Here is a 25,027-nt window from a genome sequence, read left to right as displayed (position 1 = left end):
GGGGGCATTCAGGCTCAGGCCATCATATGTGGCAGTTGGATGCTGTCAACCGCAAGAAAGGCACAGGTTTACCACTGATCACATATTGATCGATCGAACTTCCATCATGGCATCTTGCCCAATGCCTATCGCCAATACAGGACGCTTGCATGCAGGTAGAAGGTTTCTTCGAAGGACTCGGCCAGGTACTGGGTCGCGCCATCCGTTTCGTCGTGGACGTGCTGTCCGGTGCGCTGGGAGCCGTTGCCGATGCGTTCGACGATTTCCTCCGCGGCCTGGCCAGCGCCATCGGCATGGACGTCTCGATCTTCAGCATCATCCTGCTGATCATCGGCCTGCTGTTTCTCTACAACGGCGTGCGTGCGCTGCTGAGACGCTCGATCATCGGCGGGGTCATCTGGCTGTTCCTCGGCCTGGTGGTGATGGGCTGGTTGATTCGCTGAGACCTGCTAGGCTCGGGGCTCCGTCGCTCAAGGATGAGCCGTCATGCCCGGATTCGACCTGCGTTCGCTGCAACGCCTCGGCTGGTTGCGCCTGCGGCGCCACTGCCAACTGTGCGACGACGCCAACGACCACCCCACCCACGGCATCTGCACGGCCTGTGAAGCCGAGCTGCCCTGGCTGGGCGCGCATTGCCTGGTCTGCGCCGTACCCTTGCCCGCGCAAGGACTGACCTGCGGCGCCTGCCAGAAGAAGGCGCCAGGCTTCACCCGCGTGGAGGCGCCGTGGCGCTATGCCTTCCCGGTAGACAGCCTGATCACCCGCTTCAAGCACCAGGGCCAGTGGCCGCACGGTCGCCTGCTCGCCGAGTTGCTGGCCGAACACCTGCGCCACGCCTATGCCGAGGGCCTGCCCAGGCCACAGGCCTTGCTGCCCGTGCCACTGGCTCAGCGGCGGCAACGGCAACGTGGCTTCAACCAGGCGCAGATGCTCGCCGACTGGCTGGGCGTCAGCCTGCAGTTGCCGGTTCACGGCGACTGGTTGCGGCGCCCGCTCGATACCCCTGCGCAGCAGGGGCTGAACGCCGCCACGCGCAAGCGCAACCTGCGCCAGGCCTTCGCCCTGGAGCCGCAGGCCCGGCTCCGCGGCGCTCATCTGGCGCTGGTCGATGACGTGCTGACCACGGGCGCGACCGCCAGCAGCATCGCCCAGCTGCTGCACCGCGCCGGGGCGTCACGCATCGACGTTTACTGCCTGGCCCGCACGCCAGCACCGGGTGACGGCTGACTTGACGTGCCGGGCGCAGTCACGCACCGTGCCCGACATTCTTCTCGCCTGCCCGTCCGCCATGTCTCAGCTCGACCCTCTCGCGCAACTGCTCAGCCGCCGCCCCAAACGCCTGGCCCTGCTGGAACGGATTGCCGAGCTGGGCTCAATCACCCGCGCCGCCAAGGCCGCCGGGCTGAGCTACAAGGCGGCCTGGGACGCCATCGACGAGCTGAACAATCTTTCCGAGCAGCCGCTGGTCAGCCGCAGCGTCGGCGGCAAGGGCGGCGGCGGCGCTCGCCTGACACCAGCCGGCGAGCGCCTGCTGGCCCTGCACCAGCGCGTGCAGGCGTTGCAGGCCCAGCTGCTGCTGGCCGCCGAGGACGACGCCGACCTGCAACTGCTCGGCCGGCTGATGCTGCGCACCAGCGCGCGCAACCAGCTCGCCGGTCGCGTGCGTACGATTCATCCTTGCGGGCACAACGACCTGATCGATATCGAGCTGCCGGGCGGTGAGCGGCTGCAGGCGCAGATCACCCACGACAGCACGGACAACCTGCACCTGCAGCCGGGCAGCAACGTCGTCGCCCTGATCAAGGCCGGCTGGCTGGAGCTGCACCCGCTGCACGCGCCCCGCGATGAACAGCGCAATTCCCTGGAAGGGCGCATCGAACAGATCATTCCGGCGCTCGACGGCCCCAGCGAAGTACGCATCGGCCTGGCCAGCGGCCAGACCCTGTGCGCCTTGATCGCCGCCGAGCAGCTGACCGCACTGGGCCTGAACCGCGACGATCCGGTCCGTGCCCAGTTCGCCGCCAGTCAGGTGCTGCTCGGCACCCAGCTGTAGCGCACCGGCGACGACCAGCCCCCGGTGCCTCGCGCAAGCCGGTAGACTGGGCGCCCACTTGTGCGGAGCCGTTCATGAGCCATCCTTTTTCGACCCTCACCCCGGACCTGGTGCTCGACGCTGTGGAAAGCCTCGGCTACCTCAGCGACGCTCGCGTGCTGGCGCTGAACAGCTACGAGAACCGCGTCTATCAGGTCGGCATCGAGGGCGAGACGCCGCTGATCGCCAAGTTCTACCGCCCTGATCGCTGGAGCGACGCGGCGATCCGTGAAGAGCATGCCTTCAGCGCCGAGCTGGCCGAGCATGAGGTGCCGGTGGTGGCGCCGCTGTCACGCAACGGCGAGACGCTGTTCGCGCATGGCGGTTTTCGCTTCGCCCTGTTCCCGCGCCGTGGTGGCCGCGCCCCGGAGCCCGGCAATCTCGACCAGCTGTATCGCCTCGGCCAGTTGCTCGGGCGCATGCACGCCATCGGCGCCAGTCGTCCGTTCGCCCACCGCGAGACCCTGGCGGTGGACAACTTCGGCCATGCCGCCCTGGGCGCGCTGCTCGACGGCGGTTTCGTTCCGAAAAGCCTGCTGCCGGCCTACGAGTCGGTCGCCCGCGACCTGCTGGCGCGCCTCGACGAGCTGTTCTCCCGCGTGCGCTACCAGGCCATCCGCCTGCATGGTGACTGCCACCCCGGCAACCTGCTGTGCCGCGATGACAGCTTCCATATGGTCGACCTGGATGACTGCCGCATGGGCCCGGCCGTGCAGGACCTGTGGATGATGCTGGCCGGCGAACGCCATGAGCGCCTCGGTCAGCTTGCAGAACTGGTCGATGGCTATCAGGAATTCCATGATTTCGCCGCCCGCGAACTGCCGCTGATCGAGGGCCTGCGCGCTCTGCGCCTGATGCACCACAGCGCCTGGATCGCACGGCGCTGGGACGACCCGGCCTTCCCCCTGGCCTTTCCCTGGTTCGCCGGCGAGCGCTACTGGGGCGACCAGATTCTCGCCCTGCGCGAGCAGCTGGCTGCGCTGGATGAGGAGCCGTTGCGGCTGTTCTGAAACCTGGCCTGGCTGCGCGCCCGGCGTGAATCCGAGCCACGCCCTGGCGTGAGGTCATTGCGGCTATACGAGAGATGGAGCCTTCGCGGCTGAAGCCGCTCCTACCGGTGTTCGCCTGTGCCGTAGGAGCGGCTTCAGCCGCGATGCTTGCCGTTCCATCCCGCGGCCCCGGATCGCATCCGGGCTACCCAGCGGCTGCGCCGGCCCCGCATACCGATACAGTTGCGCGCACCGCGTAAAGTTTGCCTTACGACTTTCCCCCAGGCCTGGGCAGCCAGGGAAACTGAACGGACAGACAAGTCCGGGGCCAGAAGACTAGAATTTGCCGGCCCCTCAAGCCGCCCCAGCAAGGATCATCGATGGCCACCGCCAACCCGCAGCGCGGGTACATTCTGGGCCTTACCGCCTACATCATCTGGGGCCTGTTTCCCCTCTACTTCAAAGCCCTGCAAAGCGTACCCGCGATGGAAATCATCGTTCATCGCGTGCTCTGGTCGGCGCTGTTCGGCGGCTTGCTGCTGTTCGTCTGGAAGCACCCGGGCTGGTGGCGCGAGCTGCGTGACAACCCCAGGCGCCTGGCGGTGCTCGCCGGCTGCGGCCTGCTGATCGCCACCAACTGGCTGGTGTACGTCTGGGCGGTGAACAACGGGCGCATGATCGAGGCCAGCCTGGGCTACTACATCAACCCGCTGATCAACGTTCTGCTCGGCCTGCTGATCCTCGGCGAACGCCTGCGCCGCCTGCAGTGGCTGGCCGTCGCGCTGGCCGCGCTGGGCGTGCTGCAACAACTCTGGCAGGTCGGCAGCCTGCCCTGGGTCTCACTGGTGCTGGCCCTGACCTTCGGTTTCTACGGGCTGATTCGCAAGCAGGCGCCAGTGGCGGCCCTGCCCGGCCTGGTGGTGGAAACCTGGCTGCTGCTGCCGTTGGCACTGGGCTGGCTGCTCCTGCACCCGGCGGCCACGAGCAGCCAGGCAAGCTTCTGGACCAGCAGCGAGGCCCTCTGGCTGGCGGCGGCAGGCCCGATCACCCTGGTGCCGCTGGTGTGCTTCAATGCGGCGGCGCGGCACCTGCCCTACACCACGCTGGGCTTTCTGCAGTACCTGGCGCCCACGCTGGTGCTGCTGCAGGCCATCCTGCTGTTCGACGAGCATTTCTCGCCGAGCACCCTGCTCGCCTTTGCCTGCATCTGGGCTGCGCTGATTATATACAGCATCGATATCTGGCTGAGCCTGCGCAAGCGTTCGCCCGTTCGATAGGCAGCAGGAGGCGGCGCCGAGGCGTTGCGCGCCGTGCTCGCTGCACAGAAAACGCTCAGCGGGCTGCAGGCCGCGTCGCTCCTGGCGCCGCCTCGTTCACCCCAGGCTTATCCACAGATCCATCCCCGGCATTTGTGCACAAGCCATTGATCCTGCTGATTTTTTAGCCAGATAACGAAAAGCCCCGGCGCACTAGGTGGTGCGTCGGGGCTCCCCAGTTTATCCACAGGCTGATCCACGCAGGCCGTGGATATCAGTCCTCGGCACGCAGGTTCAGCTCGACCATCAGGTCATCGGCCAGGGTCTCCAGGCGTGCCTGCAACTGCTCCAGTTCCAGCGACTCGGGCACCGCCAACATGGCTTCGGCGGTGAACAGCAGCTCGCCGCTCATGGGCGCCGGCGCCACTTCCGTCAGCAGGTTTTCCAGGTTGACGCCCTGCTCGGCAAGCACACGGGTGATGTCGCGGACGATACCCGGACGGTCGTTACCCACCAGTTCCAGGCGAATCGAGGTGAAGCGTCCGCCGGGCTCGCTGCCACTGGCCGCCAGTTGCACGCGAATCCCCTGTGCGCTCAGGGCTTCGAGCTCCCGGATCAGCGCGCCATGCGCCTCGCCCGGCACGTCCACCCGTACGATCCCGGCGAACTGCCCGGCCATGCGCGCCATGCGGCTCTCCAGCCAGTTGCCGCCGTGGGCCGCGACGCAGCCAGCCAGGCGCTCGACCAGGCCGGGTTGATCCGCGGCAATCACCGTCAATACCAGATGATCCATCTACTGCCCCTCTCTCATGTCATAGCCACAGGGTCAGCGCTTTAGCGCCAGCCAATAGGTAAGGAACTGTTCGTCACGCACATAGCCGAGACGCTCGTAGAGACGCTGCCCGGCCAGGTTGCTCTTCGCCGTCTCCAGCTGCAGGCCACAGGCACCCGTGGCCTCGGCGTGGGCACGGGCCGCGTTCATCAGCGCCTCGCCGACACCTGCGCGGCGGGACGCTTCGTCCACATACAGATCACTGAGCAGCCAGGCCGGTTCCAGCGCCAGCGAGGAGAACAACGGATAGAGCTGGACGAACCCCTGGGCAACGCCCTGCGCGTCGCGGGCGATGAACAGCTGCGCGTCGCCGCGTTGCAGGCGCTCGCCGAGGAAATCCGCGATGTCCGATTCTGCCCTCGGCACCTGGTAGAAACGCAGGTAGCCGGCGAACAGACGCACGAGATCGACCAGGTCATTGGCACTAGCAGCAGATACCGTCATGAGGCACTCCAGAATGCATGACAGGCAGTATAGGCGAGGCGGCGTAGGCCATATTCGCGTGCTTGTCAGTAGCCAGAACAATTAATCGTGTACGTTTTTACGATTTTTATGAAACAATGACACTCTTTTTTGCACACAAAGCGTATCGATAATGACCGAAAAGACCTTTTCGGTCGCGGACTGACGTATCCCCACTGCATTTCCCCCGAATCTTGATGTAGTATGCCGCGCCTTGGACTACAAGACGGCAAGGCCGTCTCCGACGAGCCTCTCCAAAGGCGTAGTCGATGGCAACGCAGGTAGTTTCAGAGGGGCCCGAAGTGGCTTTTGAGTAGAGCTCAGAGAGAGTGAGGCAAGTGATGACTGAACGCGTTCAAGTCGGTGGCCTGCAGGTCGCCAAAGCCCTGTACGACTTCGTGAACAACGAAGCCATCCCCGGTACCGGCATCGCTGCCGACAGCTTCTGGGCTGGCGCCGCCGCGGTCATCAAGGACCTGGCACCGAAGAACCTTGCCCTGCTGGCCAAGCGTGACGAGCTGCAGGCGCAGATCGATGCCTGGCACCAGGCGCGTCAGGGTCAGGCCCATGACGCCGCTGCCTACAAGGCCTTCCTGCAGGAGATCGGCTACCTGCTGCCAGAGCCGCAGGACTTCCAGGCCACCACGCAGAACGTCGACGAAGAAATCGCCCGCCTGGCCGGCCCGCAGCTGGTCGTGCCGGTCATGAACGCCCGCTTCGCCCTCAACGCCTCGAACGCCCGCTGGGGCTCGCTGTACGACGCACTGTACGGCACCGACGTGATCAGCGAAGAAGGTGGCGCCGAGAAGGGCAAGGGCTACAACAAGGTCCGTGGTGACAAGGTCATCGCCTTCGCTCGCGCCTTCCTCGACGAGGCCGCTCCGCTGGCCGCCGGCTCGCATGTCGACTCCAGCGCCTACAAGATCGTCGACGGCAAGCTGGTCGTCGGCCTCAAGGGCGGCAGCAACACCGGCCTGCGCGACGACGCGCAACTGATCGGCTTCCAGGGTGACGCCAGCGCACCGGTCGCGGTGCTGCTCAAGCACAACGGCCTGCACTTCGAAATCCAGATCGATGCCAGCAGCCCCATCGGCAGCACCGACGCCGCCGGCGTGAAAGACGTGCTGATGGAAGCGGCGCTGACCACCATCATGGACTGCGAAGACTCCGTCGCCGCCGTCGATGCCGACGACAAGGTCGTGGTCTACAAGAACTGGCTGGGCCTGATGAAGGGCGACCTGGCCGAGGAAGTGTCCAAGGGCGGCAGCACCTTCACCCGCACCATGAACCCGGACCGCGTCTACACCAAGGTCGACGATGGCGAACTGACCCTGCACGGCCGCTCGCTGCTGTTCGTGCGCAACGTCGGTCACCTGATGACCAACCCGGCCATCCTCGATGCCGAGGGCAACGAGATTCCGGAAGGCATCCAGGACGCGCTGTTCACCAGCCTGATCGCGGTGCACAACCTGAACGGCAACACCAGCCGCAAGAACACCCGCACCGGCAGCGTCTACATCGTCAAGCCGAAGATGCACGGCCCGGAAGAAGTCGCCTTCACCAGCGAGATCTTCGCCCGCGTCGAGGATGTGCTGGGCCTGGCCCGCAACACCCTGAAAGTCGGCATCATGGACGAAGAGCGCCGCACCACCGTCAACCTCAAGGCTTGCATCAAGGCCGCCAGCGAGCGCGTGGTGTTCATCAACACCGGCTTCCTCGACCGTACCGGTGACGAGATCCACACCTCCATGGAAGCAGGCGCGGTCGTGCGCAAGGCCGCCATGAAGAGCGAAGCCTGGATCGGTGCCTACGAGAACAACAACGTCGACGTCGGCCTGGCCACCGGCCTGCAGGGCCGTGCGCAGATCGGCAAGGGCATGTGGGCGATGCCGGACCTGATGGCCGCCATGCTCGAGCAGAAAGTCGCGCACCCGCTGTCCGGCGCCAACACCGCCTGGGTCCCGTCGCCGACCGCCGCCACCCTGCACGCCCTGCACTACCACAAGGTCGACGTGTTCGCCCGTCAGGCCGAGTTGGCCAAGCGCACCCCGGCGTCGGTGGATGACATCCTGACCATCCCGCTGGCCAAGGACACCAACTGGTCAGCGGAAGAAATCCGCAACGAGCTGGACAACAACGCGCAAGGCATCCTCGGCTACGTGGTGCGCTGGATCGACCAGGGCGTCGGCTGCTCCAAGGTGCCGGACATCAACGATGTCGGCCTGATGGAAGACCGCGCCACCCTGCGTATCTCCAGCCAGCTGCTGGCCAACTGGCTGCGCCACGGCATCGTCAGCGAGGCGCAGGTGGTCGAGAGCCTCAAGCGCATGGCACCGGTGGTCGACCGCCAGAACGCGGCCGACCCGCTGTACCGCCCGATGGCCCCGGACTTCGACAGCAACGTCGCCTTCCAGGCCGCGCTGGAGCTGGTCGTCGAAGGCTGCAAGCAGCCCAACGGTTACACCGAGCCGGTCCTGCACCGCCGTCGCCGCGAGTACAAGGCCAAGAACGGCCTGTGATACCCGCGCAGCAGGTATGAAAAAACCGCCCTTCGGGGCGGTTTTTTATTGGGCGGTCGCGGCAGGCCTGTGCAGCTAGCGCTTGGCCTGCGCCGTCTTGTCCAGCGAGACGCCGGTGGTATTGCCCAGCAGGCTGGCGGTCGCGGTCTGGACGAAGGCCGACAGCTTGCGCTCCAGGTCCGTACGCGCCTGGGCGTCATCGATCACCTCGGCACCTGCGTCGTGGCCCAGCTGGTAGCGATACAGGCGCGCGTCACGGTCACGTGGCTTGACCAGGATGCGGTCGCCGCTCACCAGGCCCACGGTCTGGTCACTGCCGGACGGCTTGATCACCGCCACCCCCGCATCACCCGGCGGCAGCGCCAGCAGGTCGCGGCCCCAGCACTGCGCCTGCACCGGCAGGCCCAGGCGCCCGACGATGGTCGGCACCACGTCGATCTGGCTGCCGACGGTATCGCGGCTGCTGCCGAAGGTCTCCTGCACGCCCGGACCGATCATCAGCAGCGGGATGCTGAAGCGCGACAGGTCCATCTCGGTGATCTGTTCATCGTTGCCGAAGCCGTGATCGCCCAGCACCACGAACAGGGTGTCCTTGAAATAGGGCTCCTGACGCGCCTTGGCGAAGAACTGCCCCAGCGCCCAGTCGGCGTAGCGCATGGCGGTCAGGTGCTCGTCGAGCGAACCGTGGCCGCTGACGCGCTCGACCGGCAGGTTTTCCGGCAAGGCGTAAGGGGTGTGGTTGGAGAGCGTCTGCAGCAGCGCATAGAAGGGCTTGCCCTGGCGCCCCAGCCTGGCCAGCTCGTCGGCACCACGGCTGAACATGTCCTGGTCGGAAACACCCCAGGTCGGGTCGATGAACACCGGGTCGACGAAGTCCTCGCGGCCGACGAAATTGCGCATGCCCTGGTTGGCGAAGAAGCCGGACTGGTTGTCCCAGGCGAAACTGCCGTTGTAGACGTAGACGTCATCGTAGCCACGGGCACTGAGCAGCTGCGGCAGCCCGGAGAACTGGTGGCTGCCCTCGGGCATGCGCATCAGGTACTCGAACGCCGGCAGGTTGGGGAAGCAGGCCATGGTGGCGAACATGCCCTGATGGGTGTGGGTACCGTTGGAGAACACGTGCTGGAACAGCAGGCCCTGCTTGGCCAGCGCATCGAAGTTCGGCGTGATGCCGTCCCGGTTGCCCATCGCGCCGATGTAGCGCCCCGCCATGCTTTCCATGAGGATCACCACCACGTTGCGCACCTGCGGCAGCTGGCCTTCGGGCGGCGGCGTGTAGATGCGGCGCACGGCTGCCTGGTCGGCATCGATCAGGCGGTCACGCGGGGTCAGCAGCAGGTCGCGGGTCACCTGCCGGGCCTCGTCCGCCGGCAGGGTCGCCTTCCAGCTGTTGTCACGGTGATCGGAGAAGTAGTTGCTGGCGGCATTGGCCAGGGTCAGGGTGCCGTTGAGGCCCAGGTGGTTGGCGAACATCGAATCGGTGGTATAGGCGTCGCCCCAGCGCAGCGGCGGACCGGAGCGCAGGGTGCCACGCGCGGCCACGACGCAGACCAGCAGGAACATCACGAACACCGCGCTGCGGGCCGCCCAGTGCGGCGCGCCGGCGTTCGCGCGGGCACGGGTGGCGCGCTCGATGCGGCGGAACAGCCAGGCCAGCAGCACACTGGCCAGGGCCCAGACCAGCAGCAGGCGCAGCACCGGGAAACCGTTCCAGATCATGCTGGCCACGGTGCCCAGGTCTTCCTGCATGTACTGGAACACCAGGCTGTTCAGGCGCTGATGGAATTCGCGGTAGAAGTTCAGTTCGACCACGGCGAAGAACAGGCACAGGCTGGTGGCGAGGGTCAGCCAGGCCACCTGCAGGTGGCGCGCACGCATCGCCCGCACGCTGAGCAGCGCCAGGGTCAGCGGGATGCACAGGTAGACGATCAGGCGCAGGTCGAACCGCGCGCCGTTGAAGAAGGCCTCGGCGAAGGTGCTGGCCGGCGTATCGGCGATCAGCGCATGGTTGTAGGCCAGCAGGCCCAGGCGCGCCAGCGCGAACAGCAGCAGCATGCACAGTGCGCTGCTCAGGATGAATGCCAGATGGCTGGCGATGCTGACCTGAGCCGGGGCTCGGGCGGCGGGTACGGATGGCTGCATGGAAAGGCCTGCTGGTTGCGGAACACGAGGGCTGGCGAAGTCTGCCCGGAGGGACGTAAAAATTTCGTCAAAACCCCGTGCGGCGCGCGTTGCCGCTGCCCCCTACTTAGGTGCAATGGGCAAAACGCCGTGCCGGGGCCACACTGCAAGCATCCCGAACGTGCGAGGCGCAAGCCCATGAGCAAGGCCGACGCGATGGCCGATGCGGGCAAGACCGCGGTGCTGCAGAACATCCACGGCACCATGGAGTTCCTGCAGAAGTTCCCCCCCTTCAACCAGATGGACACCGCCCATCTGGCGTTTCTGGTCGAGCATTGCCAGCTGCGCTTCTATGCCGAGGGCGATTCGATCATCAAACCCGCCGATGGCGTGGTCGAGCACTTCTACATCGTCAAGCAGGGCCGTGTGCACGGCGAGCGCCCGCACAGCGCACGCCGTGGCACCGAGACCACCTTCGAGATCACCGCAGGCGAATGCTTTCCGCTGGCCGCACTGATCGGCGAGCGCGCCACCCGCACCGAACACCTGGCCGCCGAAGACACCTTCTGCCTGCTGCTGGCCAAGCACGCTTTCATCAAGCTGTTCGCCGTCTCCAACCCGTTGCGCGACTTCGCCCTGCGCGGCGTCAGCAGCCTGCTCGACCAGGTCAACCAGCAGGTGCAGTTGCGCGCCGTGGAAACCCTCGGCGCGCAGTACTCGCTGGATACCCGCCTGGGTGAGCTGGCCATGCGCCAACCCATCGGCTGCGCGCCGCACACGCCCCTGCGCGAGGCCGTGCGGCTGATGCACGAGCAGCACGTGGGCAGCATCGTGGTGGTGGACCCGAACGAACGGCCCCTGGGCATCTTCACCCTGCGCGACCTGCGCCGGGTGGTCGCCGACGGCGTCGACCTGGCGCAGCCGATCGACCGGCTGATGACCCCCAACCCCTTCCATCTGCAACCGGACGCCAGTGCCTTCGACGCCGCCATCGCCATGACCGAGCGGCATATCGCCCACGTTTGCCTGGTGCAGAACGAGAAGCTCTGCGGGGTCATTTCCGAGCGTGACCTGTTCAGCCTGCAGCGGGTCGACCTGGTCCACCTGGCGCGTACCATTCGCCACGCCGGCAAGGTCGAGACCCTGGCCGGGCTGCGCAGCGACATTCGCCTGCTGGTCGATCGCATGCTCGCCCACGGCGCCAGCTCGACGCAGATCACCCACATCGTCACCCTGCTCAACGACCACACCGTGTGCCGGGTGATCGAGCTGACCCTCGAGGACATGGGCGACCCGGGCATCGCATTCACCTGGCTGTGCTTCGGCAGCGAAGGCCGCCGCGAGCAGACCCTGCACACCGACCAGGACAACGGCATTCTCTTCGAGGCCGCCGACGCTGCCGAGGCCGCCGCCATCCGTGGCCGCCTGCTGCCGCTGGCCGTCGAGATCAACCAGCGTTTGGCGCAATGCGGCTTCACCCTGTGCAAGGGCAACATCATGGCCGGCAACCCGGAGCTGTGCCTGTCGCGGCAGGAGTGGTCGCGGCGCTTCGCCGGTTTCGTGGACGAAGCTACGCCGGAGAACCTGCTGGGCTCGTCGATCTACTTCGACCTGCGCACCATCTGGGGCCCGGATACCGGCTGCGAACAGCTGCGCGCCGCCTTGCTCGAACGCGTCGCCAGCAACAGCCTGTTCCAGAAGATGCTGGCCGAGAACGCCCTGCGCCAGCGTCCGCCGGTGGGCCGCTTCCGCGACTTCGTGGTGGCGCGCTCCGGCGCCGACAAGGACACCCTCGATCTCAAGGTGCAGGGCCTGACGCCCTTCGTCGATGGCGCCCGCCTGCTGGCGCTGGCCAACGGCATCAGCTCGGTCGGCACCCTGGAGCGCCTGCGCGCGCTGGTCGCCAAGGGCGTGATCGATGCGCTGGATGGCGCGGCCTACGAGGAGGCCTATCATTTCATCCAGCAAACCCGCATGCAGCAGCACCAGCTGCAGGCGCGCGACGAACTGCCCTACTCCAATCGGGTCGACCCCGATCACCTGAATCACCTGGACCGGCGTATCCTGCGCGAGTCCTTCCGCCAGGCTCAGCGACTGCAGAGCAGCCTGGCCATGAGGTATCAGCTATGAGCAAGTTCACCTGGTTCACCGGCCGTGGCCCGGCCCTGACCCAGCAGCAGTTGCAACGTCGCCAGGCCCTGAGTGCGCCCGCGCCGCTCGATGAGCGGCCGCTGCACCAGCAGCGCATCGTCGTGCTGGACCTGGAGACCACCGGCCTGAACATGCGCCGCGACCTGGTACTGGCGATTGGCGCGGTGGTGATCGATCACGGCGCCATCGACTTCGCCGAACAGTTCGAGTGTACCCTGCGCCGGCCCGATCACCAGGCCAGCGCCAGCACCCTGATCCATGGCATCGCCCCCAGCGAGGTGGCACGCGGCGTCGACCCGGCCGAGGCCTTGCTGGACTTCATGGAGTTCGTCGGCAGCAGCCCGCTGCTGGCCTTCCATGCCGGTTTCGACCAGCGCATGCTGGGGCGCGCCCTGCGCCAGAGCCTGGACTATCGCCTGCAGCACAACTTCTTCGACGTCGCCGAGATCGCCCCCCTGCTCTGCCCGCAGGCACGCGTGCGTCAGGGCGGACTGGATGAGTGGGTCGCCGAGTTCGGCCTGCAGGTGCAACAGCGCCACAACGCCAGCGCCGACGCGCTGGTCACCGCCGAGCTGGCGCTGATGCTGTTCAGCAAGGCACGCCGCCAGGGCATCGACAGCCTCTGCGAACTGGAACGCCAGCTGGCCAGCCGACGCCGCCGCCAGCAGGCGATGTAGCGGCGCCCTGCGCATCGCCCGCAAGCGGGCTCCTACACCCTGCTCGACCACATCGCGACTGAAGCGAATCGCCAGATGCATCGGCTGACGCGATCCGTAGGAGCCGGCTTGCCGGCGATCCACCCCTGCCCCTACAACCCCGTAGGGTGGATGACGCTTCACCCATCCACCGAAAACGCTATCCCTCCGCCCTCGTGCCCTACAGATCGCGCATCAGCAGGCCGTACTCCAGCTGCACCTGCGCCGGCAGCGGCAGGTAGAGGACGTGGCCGTCGCCAGGTGCTACCGACTGCGCCTGGCCTTGTGCGTTCTGCAGCTGCTCCAGGGTGAAGCGCAGGTTGCCCTGTGGCGTCATCAGTTCCAGGCCATCACCCACCGCGAAGCGGTTCTTCACCCGCACTTCGACCAGCTCGCCACGGCGCTCGCCGGTCAGCTCGCCAACGAACTGCTGACGCTCGGAAACCGAGCTGCCGCGCTCGTAGTTCTGGTATTCGTCGTGCACGTGGCGGCGCAGAAAACCCTCCGTATAGCCACGGTGGGCCAGCGATTCGAGGCTGCCCAGCAGGCTCGGATCGAAGGGCTTGCCGGCCAGCGCATCGTCGATGGCGCGGCGATAGACCTGGGCAGTGCGCGCCACGTAGAAGTGGCTCTTGGTGCGGCCCTCGATCTTCAGCGAATGCACGCCCATGCGCACCAGGCGCTCGACGTGCTGCACCGCTCGCAGGTCCTTGGAGTTCATGATGTAGGTGCCGTGCTCGTCCTCGAAGGCGCTCATTTCCTCCTCCGGGCGCCCCGCTTCCTGCAGCACGAAGGCCTGAGAGGTCGGCGCCCCCTGGCCCAGGGTCGGGTCGACCACACGCACGATCTCGCCCAGTTCGTTCTCGGCTGCCGGCGTGGCCTGGTACTGCCAGCGACAGGCATTGGTACAGGTGCCCTGGTTGGGATCGCGACGATTGATGTAGCCCGACAGCAGGCAGCGCCCGGAATAGGCCATGCACAGCGCGCCGTGGACGAATACCTCCAGCTCCATGCCCGGCACCTGGGTGCGGATTTCCCCGATCTCCTCCAGCGACAGCTCGCGCGACAGGATCACCCGCGTCAGCCCCTGCTGCCGCCAGAACTCGACGCTGGCCCAGTTCACCGCGTTAGCCTGCACCGACAGATGGATCGGCATCTGCGGATAATGCTGACGCACCAGCATGATCAGGCCGGGGTCGGACATGATCAGCGCGTCGGGCGCCATCTCGATCACCGGCGCCAGGTCCTTGAGGAAGGTCTTGAGCTTGGCGTTGTGCGGGGCGATGTTGACCACCACGTAGAACTGCTTGCCCTGTGCGTGCGCCTCAGCGATGCCCAGCGCCAGATTGGCGTGATCGAATTCGTTGTTGCGCACGCGCAGGCTGTAACGTGGCTGCCCGGCATACACCGCATCGGCACCGTAGGCGAAGGCGTAGCGCATGTTCTTCAGGGTGCCGGCCGGCGATAGCAATTCGGGAAAACGGGGCATGACCGCGCGCTCGAAAAATCAGGGGCTGGCGATTCTATGCAGATGCACTGCGCGGGCATTGACCTGGGTCTATGCGCCCGCAGAAAGACCCGTGCCCCGCCGCGAGATCGGCGAGGCAGGTCACGCGCTGACCTACTGACAGGTCAGGCGGTAGAGGGTGTCACTCTTGTCGATGCGCTTGAGCTGGGACAGCTGCGGCTGTTTCTGCTCATCCAGCGGCAGCAGCTCGGCCGTTTCGCAGTTGAGCAGGTGCGCCTGGTGCGAAACATGGTCGACATGCTGCTTCTCGAAGCGATAGAGCATGAATTCCGCCACCCGCGCATCCGCGACCTGCTGGCGCACGACGCTCTTGCTGTCGAGCACGGTGAAGGCCGTGGTGATGGGTACGAAGTAGCTCCAGGGACGCCAGAACACATGCCCCTGCTCGGTCGCGACCACGACCGATTCCTTCGGCTGGCGCTGCTGCTGGTGCTCGAACCAGGCGTACTCGTAGGACACCTGGTAACCCAGCATGCCCAGGCCACCGAACAGCGGAATGATCCACCTGGGCAACCTGTTGCGCGTCAGTTTGCGCAGCAGCAGGGCAATACCGGCAGCGCCGAGCCCCGAAACCACGATGGCAAGCAAAGTCCACAACATACGACTGTTCCCGAAAAAAGACGGGCCTCCGTGGAGGCCCGTCTGTCAGACCCTGGACCATCGAACGATGGCGTCAGGCCAGGATTATGCTCAGTGGCTCAGAGCGGCACCAGCACCTTTGGGGGTACGCACGCTTTCCACCAGATCCTGGATTTCCTGCGGCGGCTCGGCGGTGACCATCGACACGGCGTAGGCCACGGCGAAGTTGATCAGCGCACCGACGGAACCGAAGGAGGCCGGGGAGATGCCCATGAACCAGTTGTCCGGGGTATTGGCCAGCATGTTGGTGCCCGGAATGAAGAACCAGCCCAGGTAGGTGAAGATGTACACCAGGGTGATGGCCAGACCGGCAACCATGCCGCAGATCGCGCCCTTGTCGTTCATGCGCTTGGAGAAGATCCCCATCATCAGCACCGGGAACAGCGAGGCTGCCGCGATACCGAAGGCCAACGCCACCACCTGCGCGGCGAACCCAGGCGGATTGAGCCCCAGATAGGTCGCCAGGAGGATCGCGCAGGCCATGGAGATTCGCGCGGCGAGCATCTCGTTCTTCTCGCTGATCTTCGGATTGATCAGGGTCTTGATCAGGTCATGACTGATCGCCGAGGAGATCGCCAGCAACAGCCCCGCCGCGGTGGACAGTGCAGCCGCGATGGCCCCCGCCGCGATCAGACCCACGACCCAACCCGGCAGGTTGGCGATTTCCGGGTTGGCGAGCACCAGGATGTCGTTGTTGACGGTCAGCTCGTTGCCGTTCCAGCCGCGCTCCTGAGCGGTCGCGGTAAAGGCCGGTGCGGCATCGTTGTACATCTGGATGCGGCCGTCGCCGTTCTTGTCTTCCCACTTGATCAGACCGGTGGTTTCCCAGGTCTTGACCCACTCCGGACGCTCTTCATAGGACAGCGCAGGCGCCGAGGTGCCTTCCGGGTAGATGGTGGTCATCAGGTTCAGGCGCGCCATGGAGGCCACGGCCGGAGCGGTGAGGTACAGCAGCGCGATGAAGATCAGCGTCCAGCCAGCGGACCAGCGGGCATCGGCCACGCGCGGTACGGTGAAGAAGCGGATGATCACGTGCGGCAGACCGGCAGTACCGATCATCAGCGACATGGTGAACAGCACCATGTTCAGCTTGTTGTCGACGTCAGCGGTGTAGGCGGCGAAGCCCAGGTCACGGACCACGGCATCGAGCTTCTGCAGCAGCGGCAGGCCGGACTCGGCATGGTCACCGAACAGGCCCAGCGGCGGAATCGGGTTACCGGTCAGCTGCAGGGAGATGAAGATCGCCGGAATGGTGTAGGCGATGATCAGCACCACGTACTGCGCCACCTGGGTGTAGGTGATGCCTTTCATGCCGCCGAATACGGCGTAGGCGAACACCACCGCAGCGGCGATCCAGATACCGGTCGAGTTGCTCACTTCGAGGAAGCGCGAGAACGCGACACCGGCACCGGCCATCTGGCCGATCACGTAGGTGACGGAGATGATCACCAGGCAGATCACCGCAGTCAGACGCGCACCGCGGCTGTAGAAGCGATCACCGATGAAGTCCGGCACGGTGAACTTGCCGAACTTGCGCAGGTAGGGCGCGAGCAGCATCGCCAGCAGCACGTAGCCACCGGTCCAGCCCATGAGGAAGGTGGAGTTGGCATAACCACCGGCGGCGATCAGGCCCGCCATGGAAATGAACGAGGCTGCGGACATCCAGTCAGCAGCCGTCGCCATGCCGTTGGTGACCGGATGGACGCCACCGCCCGCGACGTAGAATTCCTTGGTGGAACCGGCGCGCGCCCAGATGGCGATACCGATGTAGAGCGCGAAGGACGCCCCCACGAACAGCATGTTGATTACGAACTGGCTCATGACCTACTCCTCGACGCCGAATTCTTTATCGAGCTTGTTCAGTCTCCACGCGTAGTGAAAGATCAGCCCGATGAAGAAGAGGATGGAGCCCTGCTGCGCGAACCAGAATCCGAGGTCGGAACCGCCTACCGAGATACCCGCGACCATGGGGCGCAGAATCATGGCGAATCCGTAGGAAACCAGCGCCCAGATGATCAGGCTCCAGGTGATGAGCCGCACATTGGCCTTCCAGTAGGCCGCGGCATTTGCTTGTTCAGAAGTCATAGACGCCTCCGGTTATTGTTATTCTGATGCACCTTCAAACTAGCAGCTGGCCAGCAAAAGCCGACAGCTAGACATTGGTATTAGCCGAAGATCGTCATGACTGCCCGTCCATGTGCAGCATGCGGGCGCTGTTTTGCAAAACCTCGCGCAGATCGTGCGGGAGCGGGTGGCCGCTCAGAGCGGAGACAGCTCGATCGGCAGCAGATAGCGCTCGTCGCCGTATTCGATGGTGTATCGGGAACGCTGGGTGCTGCGCTCGACCGTCTGACAGTCGCCGGCGACCTCTGCGGAGCGGCTGTGGATAGCGCTCATCCTGAGCTGCAGGTCGCGATAGCCGACATGCCCTACGCGCTCGGTGATGATCACCACGCCCGTGGATTCGCTGAACTCTCCGGCGCAGTGGGTATCCCACTCCCCTCCCGAGCGCTGCACCACCAGCTCGCTCAGCACCGACCTGAGTTGCTGTCCATCCAGCTCGTACAGGTTGAGCTCGGTTTCGTGGAAGGGATTGGGGGCTGATCCGTTGCGCCGCTTGATGCGGACACCGAAGGCCAGGTCCTGCGCACGCAGACGATAAGGGGCGGTGTCGAACTCGATGCCATCGACGAATATCGCATCCCAATCCAGCCGGTTGGGTTCGATCAGGCGCGCCACGACGTCCTGCCTGGCACTATCGAGCAGCAGGACTTCGAGGTCGCTCTGGCCATGGTCGTCATGCTCCTCGCGCAGCAGCGGCACGGCGACCAGGGTCAGGTGCGGCCGCGCCGGCCAGACCTTGCAGATGCTCTGCCGGGCATCCACCCGATAGGCCCCGCGCTCATCCTGCAGCCAGATTCCGCCAGCCTGGCCCGGGTGCGCCTGTTCCAGCCAGCCAGGCAGTTGCGCCGAGCAGTCATCGGCCAGCGCCACGCTGGCTGTCAGCAGGCCGGCCAGGCCCACGGCGAGTCTGAATGTCATCCCTGAACACCTCCTGTTCATCCCGCCGCGAGTCTACGTCAGCGCAGCACCACTGCCCATGACGGGCATCGCGAAACAGCCAGGCGATGCGTCGTGCCAGCAGATGCCCGGCACGCGCCTCCTCACGCAAACCGATATGCCCGCTCATGCGCGGTACCACAGGCGCATGAAACCCAGCGCCAGGATCAGGCCGACCTGGCCCAGTGCGGCACACAGCGCCAGAAAGGAACGCAGCGAGCTGTTGTTCGCGGCGTCCTGCACCCCCGTCAGCGAACTCCAGAAGCCCTCCGGCAACACCATCAGGCTCAGGCTGGCGAGGGGCTTGCCAGTCATCAGCAGACCATCGATGACGTCGAACCAGCCAACGAACATCAGACCGATCAGAATCATCACGGCTACCACCAGGCCAAGGCCCAGGCACGCGGAAAACTGCATGAGAAGACGCATGGGATCACCTCCAGAGAAGCGGCGCGGCCACTGCCGCGCCATATGATTCAGGCTTGCGGGGCCGCGCGGCCAACGCCATACCAGTCCAGTTTGCGGGTCAGTACCATCACGCTGCCGAGCACGCCGAAGACCAGCAGCGAGCCCATCAGCAGGGCGTAATCCTCGGCGCTGAGCAGGCCGTAGAGCATCCCGTAGAGCGCCGCCAGCAGGGCACCAAAGCCCATGCCACGCTGCCAGCTGTGCAGCACGTGGCTGACGTAGAAGCCGATCAGGCCGACGCAGGCCGTGGCGGAAAGGCCATAGGCCAGCGCGAAAGGCAGGTGCTCGGAGAGCGACAGCAGCAACAGGTAGAACAGCGCCAGCGACAGCCCCACCAGGGCGTACTGCACCGGGTGCACGGCGAGGCGCTTGAGCACTTCGAAGAGGAAGAACGCCGCGAAGGTCAGGGCGATGAACAACAGCGCGTATTTGATCGCCCGGTCGGTCTTCAGGTACTGGTCGACGGGGTCGACGAAGCTGACGCCGAAGTGGCGGCCGAACAGCGCCTGGCAGCGCTCGCCCACCACGCAGTCACGCAGCGCCTCCTCCAGGTTGGTGGCGAAGAAGCTGGTCTGCCATTCGGCCGTGAAGCCCTTGGCGTCGATGCTGCGACGGTTCGGCAGGTACTCGCCGACGAAGCTCGGGTGCGGCCAGTCGGAGCTCAGTTTGACCCGGCTGTCACGCCCGACCGGCACGATCGACAACTGCTCGGTGCCCTGCAGCTTGAGGTCGAAGGCGAACTCCAGGCTCTGCCCACCCTGCGGGTCGAGTGCGGGGATCGGTGCATGCACGCCCGCGCCGAAACTGTCGTCGCCGCTGCCGGGTGCGAAGCTCAGGGTCTGGCCATTGAGGCTCAGCTGCAGGTCATTGCTGATACCGCGAATGTCGCTGATGCCGACCGAGAGGAAAGGTTTCTCGAAGCGGTAGAAGCCGAGGTCGTCGCCCAGGCCCAGGCGCGCCGGCAGGCGGAACTGGCCACTGACCTGGCTGTCGCTGTGGTACAGGCGCGCCTGGTAGATGCCCCGCGCCCGCAGCTCGGTGCCGACCTGCCCTTCGAGCACGAAGCGCTCCGGCAGGAAGTACAGGCGTCCGCGTTGCTGACGCTCCTCGGTATAGCGCTCGCCGGTGGTCTTGTTGGTTTTCCACTCGTGAGTGGTCTTGATGTAAGGCACGACCAGAATCGGCCCGGTGACCTGCTGGCGATAGCTGGAGCTGCGCGCGATGTCCTGCAGCACGTCATGGCGCAGGCCCTGACGCTCGTCGACCAGGCCATCGATCATCAACAGGGGAATCATCAACAGCAGAATCAGCAGGGCGATGGCGCCCAGCTTGAAGCCCAGGGTACGGCTCATGGTACGGCTCTCCGTAGCGAGTGAAGGTACGGCAGAGTCTGGGCAGCCTGGGTGGCGGGGGTATGGGGCGAGCGTGGAGATTGTGTGGAGAATGTGGGAAACAGAAAGGGCGCCGGTCGAGGGCGCCCTTGCTAACGGCTGTGCGGCATGAGACTGCTCCCGCGTGATGGATGACCGGATCAGCTGATACGGCTGGCACCTACGCGGTCGGCACCGTCTTCGGCCACACGGTTCGCACCGACACGATCGGCGCCATCTTCAGCGACGCGGAAACGCTCCAGCGTGCGCTCGGCACCGCCTTCGGCGACACGGTTCGCGCCTACACGATCGGCGCCATCTTCAGCGACGCGGAAACGCTCCAGCGTGCGCTCGGCACCGCCTTCGGCAACGCGGTTCGCACCGACGCGATCGGCGCCATCTTCGGCTACGCGGAAACGCTCCAGCGTACGCTCGGCACCACCTTCGGCGACACGGTTCGCGCCAACACGATCGGCGCCATCTTCAGCGACGACAGGGGCGGTGGATTGCGCGGCGGTTACCTGCGGCAGGGCGAAGGCACTGGCGGACAGGGCGGCGAGGACAAGGCTGGCGAGGATCTGCTTTTTCATGTTCGTTCTCCTGAGAAGGGGTGAGCAACTGGGTACGGTTGTCATGTTACGCACGCCCCGGAACGGCAAAAGGGACATCTCGGGATAGTGACAATCGACGCCATCGATAGCTGAAAAACCTCTTTCCGATCAGCTAGATAGGCTCACCTCTCAGGCACGACTCAGGCGCCCCGCCTTCCGTCTGCTCAGGCACTGCAGCGGGTGAACGGCACTGGCATCTGTATAAAAAACCAGTAAGACTTCGCACCATGCTCAACCTCGACGCCCCCGAACTCTATTACCTGGCCAACTTCCGCAAGGCCCTCGACTGGCTCGACACCCATCATCGCGACCTGATGGACGCCGCCGAGCAGGCCTTCGTCGCGAACTTTGTCCAACTGCCGCTGCCATCCCAGGCGCTGCTGGTGCGCCTGGTCATGCGCAAGGGCGTGCACTTTCGCGCCAGCAAACTGCGCTATGCGGAGATCGGCGACATCGCCACTGCGGCTGGCGCGCTGCTGGCGTCGGGCTGGCTGATCGAGCATGCAGCGCTGACCTTCGATGAGCTGGGCGCCCTGCTGCTCAAGGATGAGCTGGCCACGCACTTCGCCGACGACCTGCCCGGCGGCAGCCTGAAGAAGAGCGAATTGCTCGAACACCTGCGCGCGCTGCACACGGAACCGCGCAGCCTGGCCGATTGGTGCCCACGGCTGGACGAGCGCCTGTTGAGCCTGGCCATCGGCCCGCTGTGCGACCGCCTGCGGCTGATGTTCTTCGGCAACCTGGCACAGGACTGGTCGGAGTTCGTGTTGGCCGACCTGGGGATATTCCGGTACGAGCAGGTGCCGATCACCCCCGGCTCACGCGGTTTTCGCAGCCGTCAGGACGTCGACGACTACCTGCACCTGCGCCTCTGCCGCGAGGCCTTCGAAGCAGGCGTGACGGTGCCCGAGGTGCTGCAGCAGCTCGGCGACTTTGCCAGCGCCAGCGCGCACATCAACGAACGCCACCAGCGCCTGCTGCTGCAACTGGCGCAGCATCTGGAGCGCGCGGGCGAACTGGACTCGGCGCTGACGCTGTATCGCGACACCCGCGCACTCGGCTCGCGGCAACGGCAGATTCGCGTGCTGGAACGCCTGGGCCAGGATACCGAGGCGCTGGCCCTGGTCGAACAGGTGCTCGAAGCGCCGCTCAACGCCGAGGAAGCGCAACTGGCCGAACGCGCACGCACCCGCCTGCGCAAGCGCCTCGGCCTGCCGGCGGCGCCCAAGGCGGCGAAGCTCGTTGAGGATCGTCTCGACCTGCGCCTGCCGCGCGCCGCCAGCGTCGAGCTGGCCGTGGCCGCGCACCTGGCCGCGCCCGATGCGCCGGTGCATTACGTGGAGAACACGCTGATCTGTGGGCTGTTCGGCCTGCTCTGCTGGGAGGCGATCTTCGCCCCGCTGCCCGGTGCCTTCTTCCATCCCTTCCATGCCGGCCCGGTCGATCTGCACCGCGCCGACTTCCACACCCGGCGCAGCGAGCTGTTCGCCGCCTGCCTGGCGCGCCTGGATGACGGCAGCTACCGCGACGCCATGCGCCGTACCCATGCCGAGAAATTCGGCATCCAGTCACCGTTCGTGTTCTGGGAGCTGCTCGATGCCGAGCGTCTGGAGCAGGCGCTGGCCTGCCTGCCGCCAGCGCACCTGGGCGCCTGGTTCCGCCGCCTGCTGGCCGATATTCGCGAGAACCGCGCCGGCATGCCCGACCTGATCCAGTTCTGGCCCCGCGAGGGACGCTACCGGATGATCGAGGTGAAGGGCCCCGGTGACCGCCTGCAGGACAACCAGAAGCGCTGGCTGGCGTTCTGCGCCGAGCACGGCATGCCGGTCAGCGTCTGCTACGTGGAGTGGCTCGATTGAACCTGCGCGTCGCCGTGCGCGAGCTGTGCGAGTTCACCGCCAAGGAAGGTGATCTCGACCTGCGTTTCACTCCCTCGCCGACGGCCCAGGAGGGCATGGCCGGGCACGCCACGGTGGTGGCCCGGCGCGGCCCGGATTACGTGTCCGAGTTGCCACTGATCGGCCAGTTCGAAGGGCTGACGGTCAGTGGTCGCGCCGACGGCTTCGACCCCGAGTTTCGTCTGCTGGAGGAGATCAAGACCCACCGAGGCGACATCTCGCGCATCCCCGCCAACCACCGCCTGCTGCACTGGGCACAGGTGAAGATCTATGGCTGGCTGCTGTGCCAGGAGCTGGGCTGCGACGAGCTGGACCTGGCAGTGGTCTACTTCAACGTCATCACCCAGCAGGAGACGGTCTTCCGCGAGCGCCACAGCGCCGCGTCGCTGGGTGAATTCTTCGCCCTGCACTGCCGCCGCTACATTACCTGGGCGCGGCAGGAACAGGCCCACCAGCAGGCGCGCAACCAGGCGCTGGAGGCCTTGAGTTTCCCCTACGGCGAATTCCGCCACGGCCAGCGCCAACTGGCCGAGGCCGTGTACCGCGCAGCACGCGACGGCCACTACCTGCTGGCCCAGGCCACCACCGGCATCGGCAAGACCCTCGGCACCCTGTTCCCGCAGCTCAAGGCCATGCCCGGCCAGCAGCTCGACCGCCTGTTCTTCCTCAGTGCGAAGACACCGGGCCGACGCCTGGCGCTGGATGCCCTGGAGCGCCTGCGCGAGCCGGACACGCCACTGCGCGTGCTGGAACACGTGGCCCGCGACAAGGCCTGCGAGCACCCGAGCAAGGCCTGCCACGGCGACTCCTGCCCATTGGCCAAGGGTTTCTACGACCGCCTGCCGGCAGCACGCAGCGCGGCGCTCAAGGAGCGCTGGCTGGACCAGCAGGCGGTGCGCAACATCGCCATCGCCCATGGCGTCTGCCCCTACTACCTGAGCCAGGAGCTGTGCCGCTGGAGCGATGTGGTGGTGTGCGACTACAACTACTACTTCGACCTCGGCGCCCTGCTGCACAGCCTCACCCTGGTCAACCAGTGGCGCGTCTGCCTGCTGGTGGACGAGGCGCACAACCTGGTCGAGCGCGGGCGCGGCATGTACAGCGCCGAACTGGATCAGGCGCGCTTCAAGGCCATGTGCCGCGACGCACCGAAACGCCTGAGGAGCGTGCTGGAACGGGTCGACCGCCACTGGGACCAGCTGCACCGTGAACAGCAGGTCCCCTACCAGGTCTATCCGCTGGCGCCGGACCTGCTGCTCGCCGCGCTGGGCAAGGCGGTCAGCGCCATCACCGACCTGCTCACCGACCAGCCCGAAGGCAATGCCGGTGAACTGCTCAGCTTCTACCTCGACGCCATGCTGTTCTGCCGCCTGGCGGAAAGCTTCGGCCCGCACTCACTGTTCGACATCAACCGCGAAGAGGCCGGCAACGGACGTAGCCATTCCACGCTGTGCATCCGCAATATCCTGCCGGCGCCCTTCCTCGGCCCGCGTTTCGAAGAGGCGCACAGCGCCACGCTGTTCTCCGCCACCCTCAGCCCCAGCCACTACTACCTCGACCTGCTCGGCCTGCCGATCGAGACCCAGTGCCTGGACGTCGCCTCGCCATTCAGCGCCGAACAGCTGCACGTGCAGGTGGTGCGCAACCTGTCGACCCGCTACCAGCACCGCGATGCCTCGCTGGCACCGATCTGCCAGCTGATGGCGCGCCAGTTCAGCGAACGTCCCGGCAACTACCTGGCCTTCTTCAGCAGCTATCAGTACCTGGAGCAGGTGCTGCAGCAACTGCGCCGCGATCACCCGCAGATTCCGCTGTGGACGCAGTCACGGCAGATGGACGAAGCGGCGCGCCAGGGCTTCATCGAACGCTTCCAGGTCGGTGGTCGCGGTATCGGCTTCGCCGTGCTCGGCGGCGTCTTCGGCGAAGGGGTGGATCTGCCCGGCGAACGCCTGATCGGCGCCTTCGTCGCCACGCTCGGCCTGGCGCAGCTCAACCCGATCAACGAGGAAATCCGCCAACGCATGGACGCCCTGTTCGGCAACGGCTACGACTACACCTACCTCTATCCCGGTTTGCAGAAGGTGGTGCAGGCCGCTGGCCGGGTGATCCGCACACCGCAAGACCAGGGCGTGCTCTACCTGATCGACGACCGCTTCGCCCGCCCGGAAGTCCGTCGCCTGCTGCCGACCTGGTGGCAGGTCGACCTGCTGCGTTTGCCGCGACAAGCCCATACGCTCGAACCGCAAGCCGATCCGTAGCAGCGGATGCGTCCGCGATCATGGCGCCGCTCTCCGGAGGCCGGACGCTCAGCGCGGGATCATGACCTCCCAGCAGCT

General features: G+C 65.9%; 21 protein-coding genes. 11 read left to right on the top strand and 10 right to left on the bottom strand.

Annotation, left to right across the window (positions count from 1 at the left end; genetic code table 11):
* The first annotated feature begins 149 nt into the window (after positions 1 to 149).
* The 5 genes from E4487_RS03545 to rarD all read left to right on the top strand — a co-directional run bounded on the left by E4487_RS03545 (position 150) and on the right by rarD (position 4,358).
* Positions 150 to 443 (top strand): hypothetical protein, encoded by a 294-nt coding sequence (locus tag E4487_RS03545; RefSeq protein ID WP_037056078.1) that lies wholly within the window; start codon positions 150 to 152, stop codon positions 441 to 443.
* Between the two features lie 43 nt (positions 444 to 486).
* Positions 487 to 1,227 (top strand): ComF family protein, encoded by a 741-nt coding sequence (locus E4487_RS03540; protein WP_150606835.1) that lies wholly within the window; start codon positions 487 to 489, stop codon positions 1,225 to 1,227.
* A 61-nt stretch (positions 1,228 to 1,288) separates the two neighbouring features.
* On the top strand, positions 1,289 to 2,053 hold the full coding sequence (locus E4487_RS03535; RefSeq protein ID WP_037056080.1) for a TOBE domain-containing protein: 765 nt from the start codon (positions 1,289 to 1,291) through the stop codon (positions 2,051 to 2,053).
* 74 nt (positions 2,054 to 2,127) lie between these two features.
* A complete protein-coding gene (locus tag E4487_RS03530) occupies positions 2,128 to 3,102 on the top strand; it encodes a serine/threonine protein kinase (protein WP_175252726.1) in 975 nt (324 codons plus the stop codon).
* 359 nt (positions 3,103 to 3,461) lie between these two features.
* The gene (gene rarD / locus E4487_RS03525; protein WP_175252725.1) at positions 3,462 to 4,358 is read left to right on the top strand and encodes an EamA family transporter RarD; all 897 of its coding nucleotides are present in this window, start codon (positions 3,462 to 3,464) and stop codon (positions 4,356 to 4,358) included.
* A gap of 253 nt (positions 4,359 to 4,611) precedes the next feature.
* Here the strand turns inward: rarD and E4487_RS03520 are convergent, their stop codons facing one another.
* Together E4487_RS03520 and E4487_RS03515 are read right to left on the bottom strand one after the other, a co-directional pair.
* The gene (locus E4487_RS03520; RefSeq protein WP_037056085.1) at positions 4,612 to 5,130 is read right to left on the bottom strand and encodes a glycine cleavage system protein R; all 519 of its coding nucleotides are present in this window, start codon (positions 5,128 to 5,130) and stop codon (positions 4,612 to 4,614) included.
* Between the two features lie 33 nt (positions 5,131 to 5,163).
* Positions 5,164 to 5,613: an N-acetyltransferase gene (locus E4487_RS03515; protein ID WP_037056087.1), complete on the bottom strand. Its 450-nt coding sequence runs from the start codon at positions 5,611 to 5,613 to the stop codon at positions 5,164 to 5,166.
* A gap of 359 nt (positions 5,614 to 5,972) precedes the next feature.
* On the opposite strand from E4487_RS03515, the gene E4487_RS03510 reads away from it, so the two are divergent.
* The gene (locus tag E4487_RS03510) at positions 5,973 to 8,150 is read left to right on the top strand and encodes a malate synthase G (protein ID WP_175252724.1); all 2,178 of its coding nucleotides are present in this window, start codon (positions 5,973 to 5,975) and stop codon (positions 8,148 to 8,150) included.
* 75 nt (positions 8,151 to 8,225) lie between these two features.
* On the opposite strand, the gene E4487_RS03505 is transcribed toward E4487_RS03510, so the two are convergent.
* Complete coding sequence (locus E4487_RS03505; RefSeq protein WP_175252723.1) at positions 8,226 to 10,292, bottom strand: LTA synthase family protein; 2,067 nt, start codon at positions 10,290 to 10,292, stop codon at positions 8,226 to 8,228.
* Between the two features lie 177 nt (positions 10,293 to 10,469).
* On the opposite strand from E4487_RS03505, the gene E4487_RS03500 reads away from it, so the two are divergent.
* Both E4487_RS03500 and E4487_RS03495 read left to right on the top strand, forming a co-directional pair.
* Positions 10,470 to 12,401: a putative nucleotidyltransferase substrate binding domain-containing protein gene (locus E4487_RS03500; RefSeq protein ID WP_175252722.1), complete on the top strand. Its 1,932-nt coding sequence runs from the start codon at positions 10,470 to 10,472 to the stop codon at positions 12,399 to 12,401.
* Positions 12,398 to 13,099 (top strand): PolC-type DNA polymerase III, encoded by a 702-nt coding sequence (locus E4487_RS03495; RefSeq protein WP_037056347.1) that lies wholly within the window; start codon positions 12,398 to 12,400, stop codon positions 13,097 to 13,099. The genes E4487_RS03500 and E4487_RS03495 overlap by 4 nt, the downstream gene beginning before the upstream one ends.
* A gap of 199 nt (positions 13,100 to 13,298) precedes the next feature.
* Here the strand turns inward: E4487_RS03495 and yegQ are convergent, their stop codons facing one another.
* The 7 genes from yegQ to creD all read right to left on the bottom strand — a co-directional run bounded on the left by yegQ (position 13,299) and on the right by creD (position 20,164).
* The gene (gene yegQ / locus E4487_RS03490) at positions 13,299 to 14,606 is read right to left on the bottom strand and encodes a tRNA 5-hydroxyuridine modification protein YegQ (RefSeq protein WP_037056345.1); all 1,308 of its coding nucleotides are present in this window, start codon (positions 14,604 to 14,606) and stop codon (positions 13,299 to 13,301) included.
* A 132-nt stretch (positions 14,607 to 14,738) separates the two neighbouring features.
* Positions 14,739 to 15,245: a hypothetical protein gene (locus E4487_RS03485; RefSeq protein ID WP_037056343.1), complete on the bottom strand. Its 507-nt coding sequence runs from the start codon at positions 15,243 to 15,245 to the stop codon at positions 14,739 to 14,741.
* Between the two features lie 90 nt (positions 15,246 to 15,335).
* Positions 15,336 to 17,105 carry a sodium:solute symporter family protein gene (locus tag E4487_RS03480; RefSeq protein ID WP_037056336.1) on the bottom strand — a complete coding sequence of 590 codons (1,770 nt, stop codon included), beginning with the start codon at positions 17,103 to 17,105 and terminating at the stop codon, positions 15,336 to 15,338.
* A gap of 3 nt (positions 17,106 to 17,108) precedes the next feature.
* Entirely contained in the window at positions 17,109 to 17,369 is a 261-nt protein-coding gene (locus E4487_RS03475) for a DUF4212 domain-containing protein (RefSeq protein ID WP_037056334.1), read from the bottom strand.
* 174 nt (positions 17,370 to 17,543) lie between these two features.
* A complete protein-coding gene (locus tag E4487_RS03470) occupies positions 17,544 to 18,326 on the bottom strand; it encodes a hypothetical protein (RefSeq protein WP_175252721.1) in 783 nt (260 codons plus the stop codon).
* A 144-nt stretch (positions 18,327 to 18,470) separates the two neighbouring features.
* Positions 18,471 to 18,773, bottom strand: coding sequence for a hypothetical protein (locus E4487_RS03465; protein WP_037056330.1), 303 nt, complete (start codon positions 18,771 to 18,773; stop codon positions 18,471 to 18,473).
* Between the two features lie 47 nt (positions 18,774 to 18,820).
* Positions 18,821 to 20,164 (bottom strand): cell envelope integrity protein CreD, encoded by a 1,344-nt coding sequence (creD, locus tag E4487_RS03460; protein WP_175252720.1) that lies wholly within the window; start codon positions 20,162 to 20,164, stop codon positions 18,821 to 18,823.
* Between the two features lie 170 nt (positions 20,165 to 20,334).
* Between creD and E4487_RS24785 the strand changes: the two genes are divergently transcribed.
* The 3 genes from E4487_RS24785 (at position 20,335) to E4487_RS03445 (ending at position 24,949) form a co-directional block, all read left to right on the top strand.
* Positions 20,335 to 20,796: a hypothetical protein gene (locus tag E4487_RS24785; protein ID WP_175252719.1), complete on the top strand. Its 462-nt coding sequence runs from the start codon at positions 20,335 to 20,337 to the stop codon at positions 20,794 to 20,796.
* Positions 20,797 to 21,020: 224 nt separating this feature from the next.
* Positions 21,021 to 22,652 (top strand): VRR-NUC domain-containing protein, encoded by a 1,632-nt coding sequence (locus tag E4487_RS03450; protein ID WP_175252718.1) that lies wholly within the window; start codon positions 21,021 to 21,023, stop codon positions 22,650 to 22,652.
* Positions 22,649 to 24,949 (top strand): ATP-dependent DNA helicase, encoded by a 2,301-nt coding sequence (locus E4487_RS03445; RefSeq protein ID WP_037056324.1) that lies wholly within the window; start codon positions 22,649 to 22,651, stop codon positions 24,947 to 24,949. The genes E4487_RS03450 and E4487_RS03445 overlap by 4 nt, the downstream gene beginning before the upstream one ends.
* The last annotated feature ends 78 nt before the right edge of the window (positions 24,950 to 25,027 follow it).

Origin of the sequence: Pseudomonas sp. BMW13, assembly GCF_013357275.1 — a bacterium.
GTDB lineage: Bacteria > Pseudomonadota > Gammaproteobacteria > Pseudomonadales > Pseudomonadaceae > Aquipseudomonas > Aquipseudomonas khazarica.
Note: the sequence above shows the minus strand (reverse complement) of the source record. Positions and strands in the feature narration are given on the sequence as shown.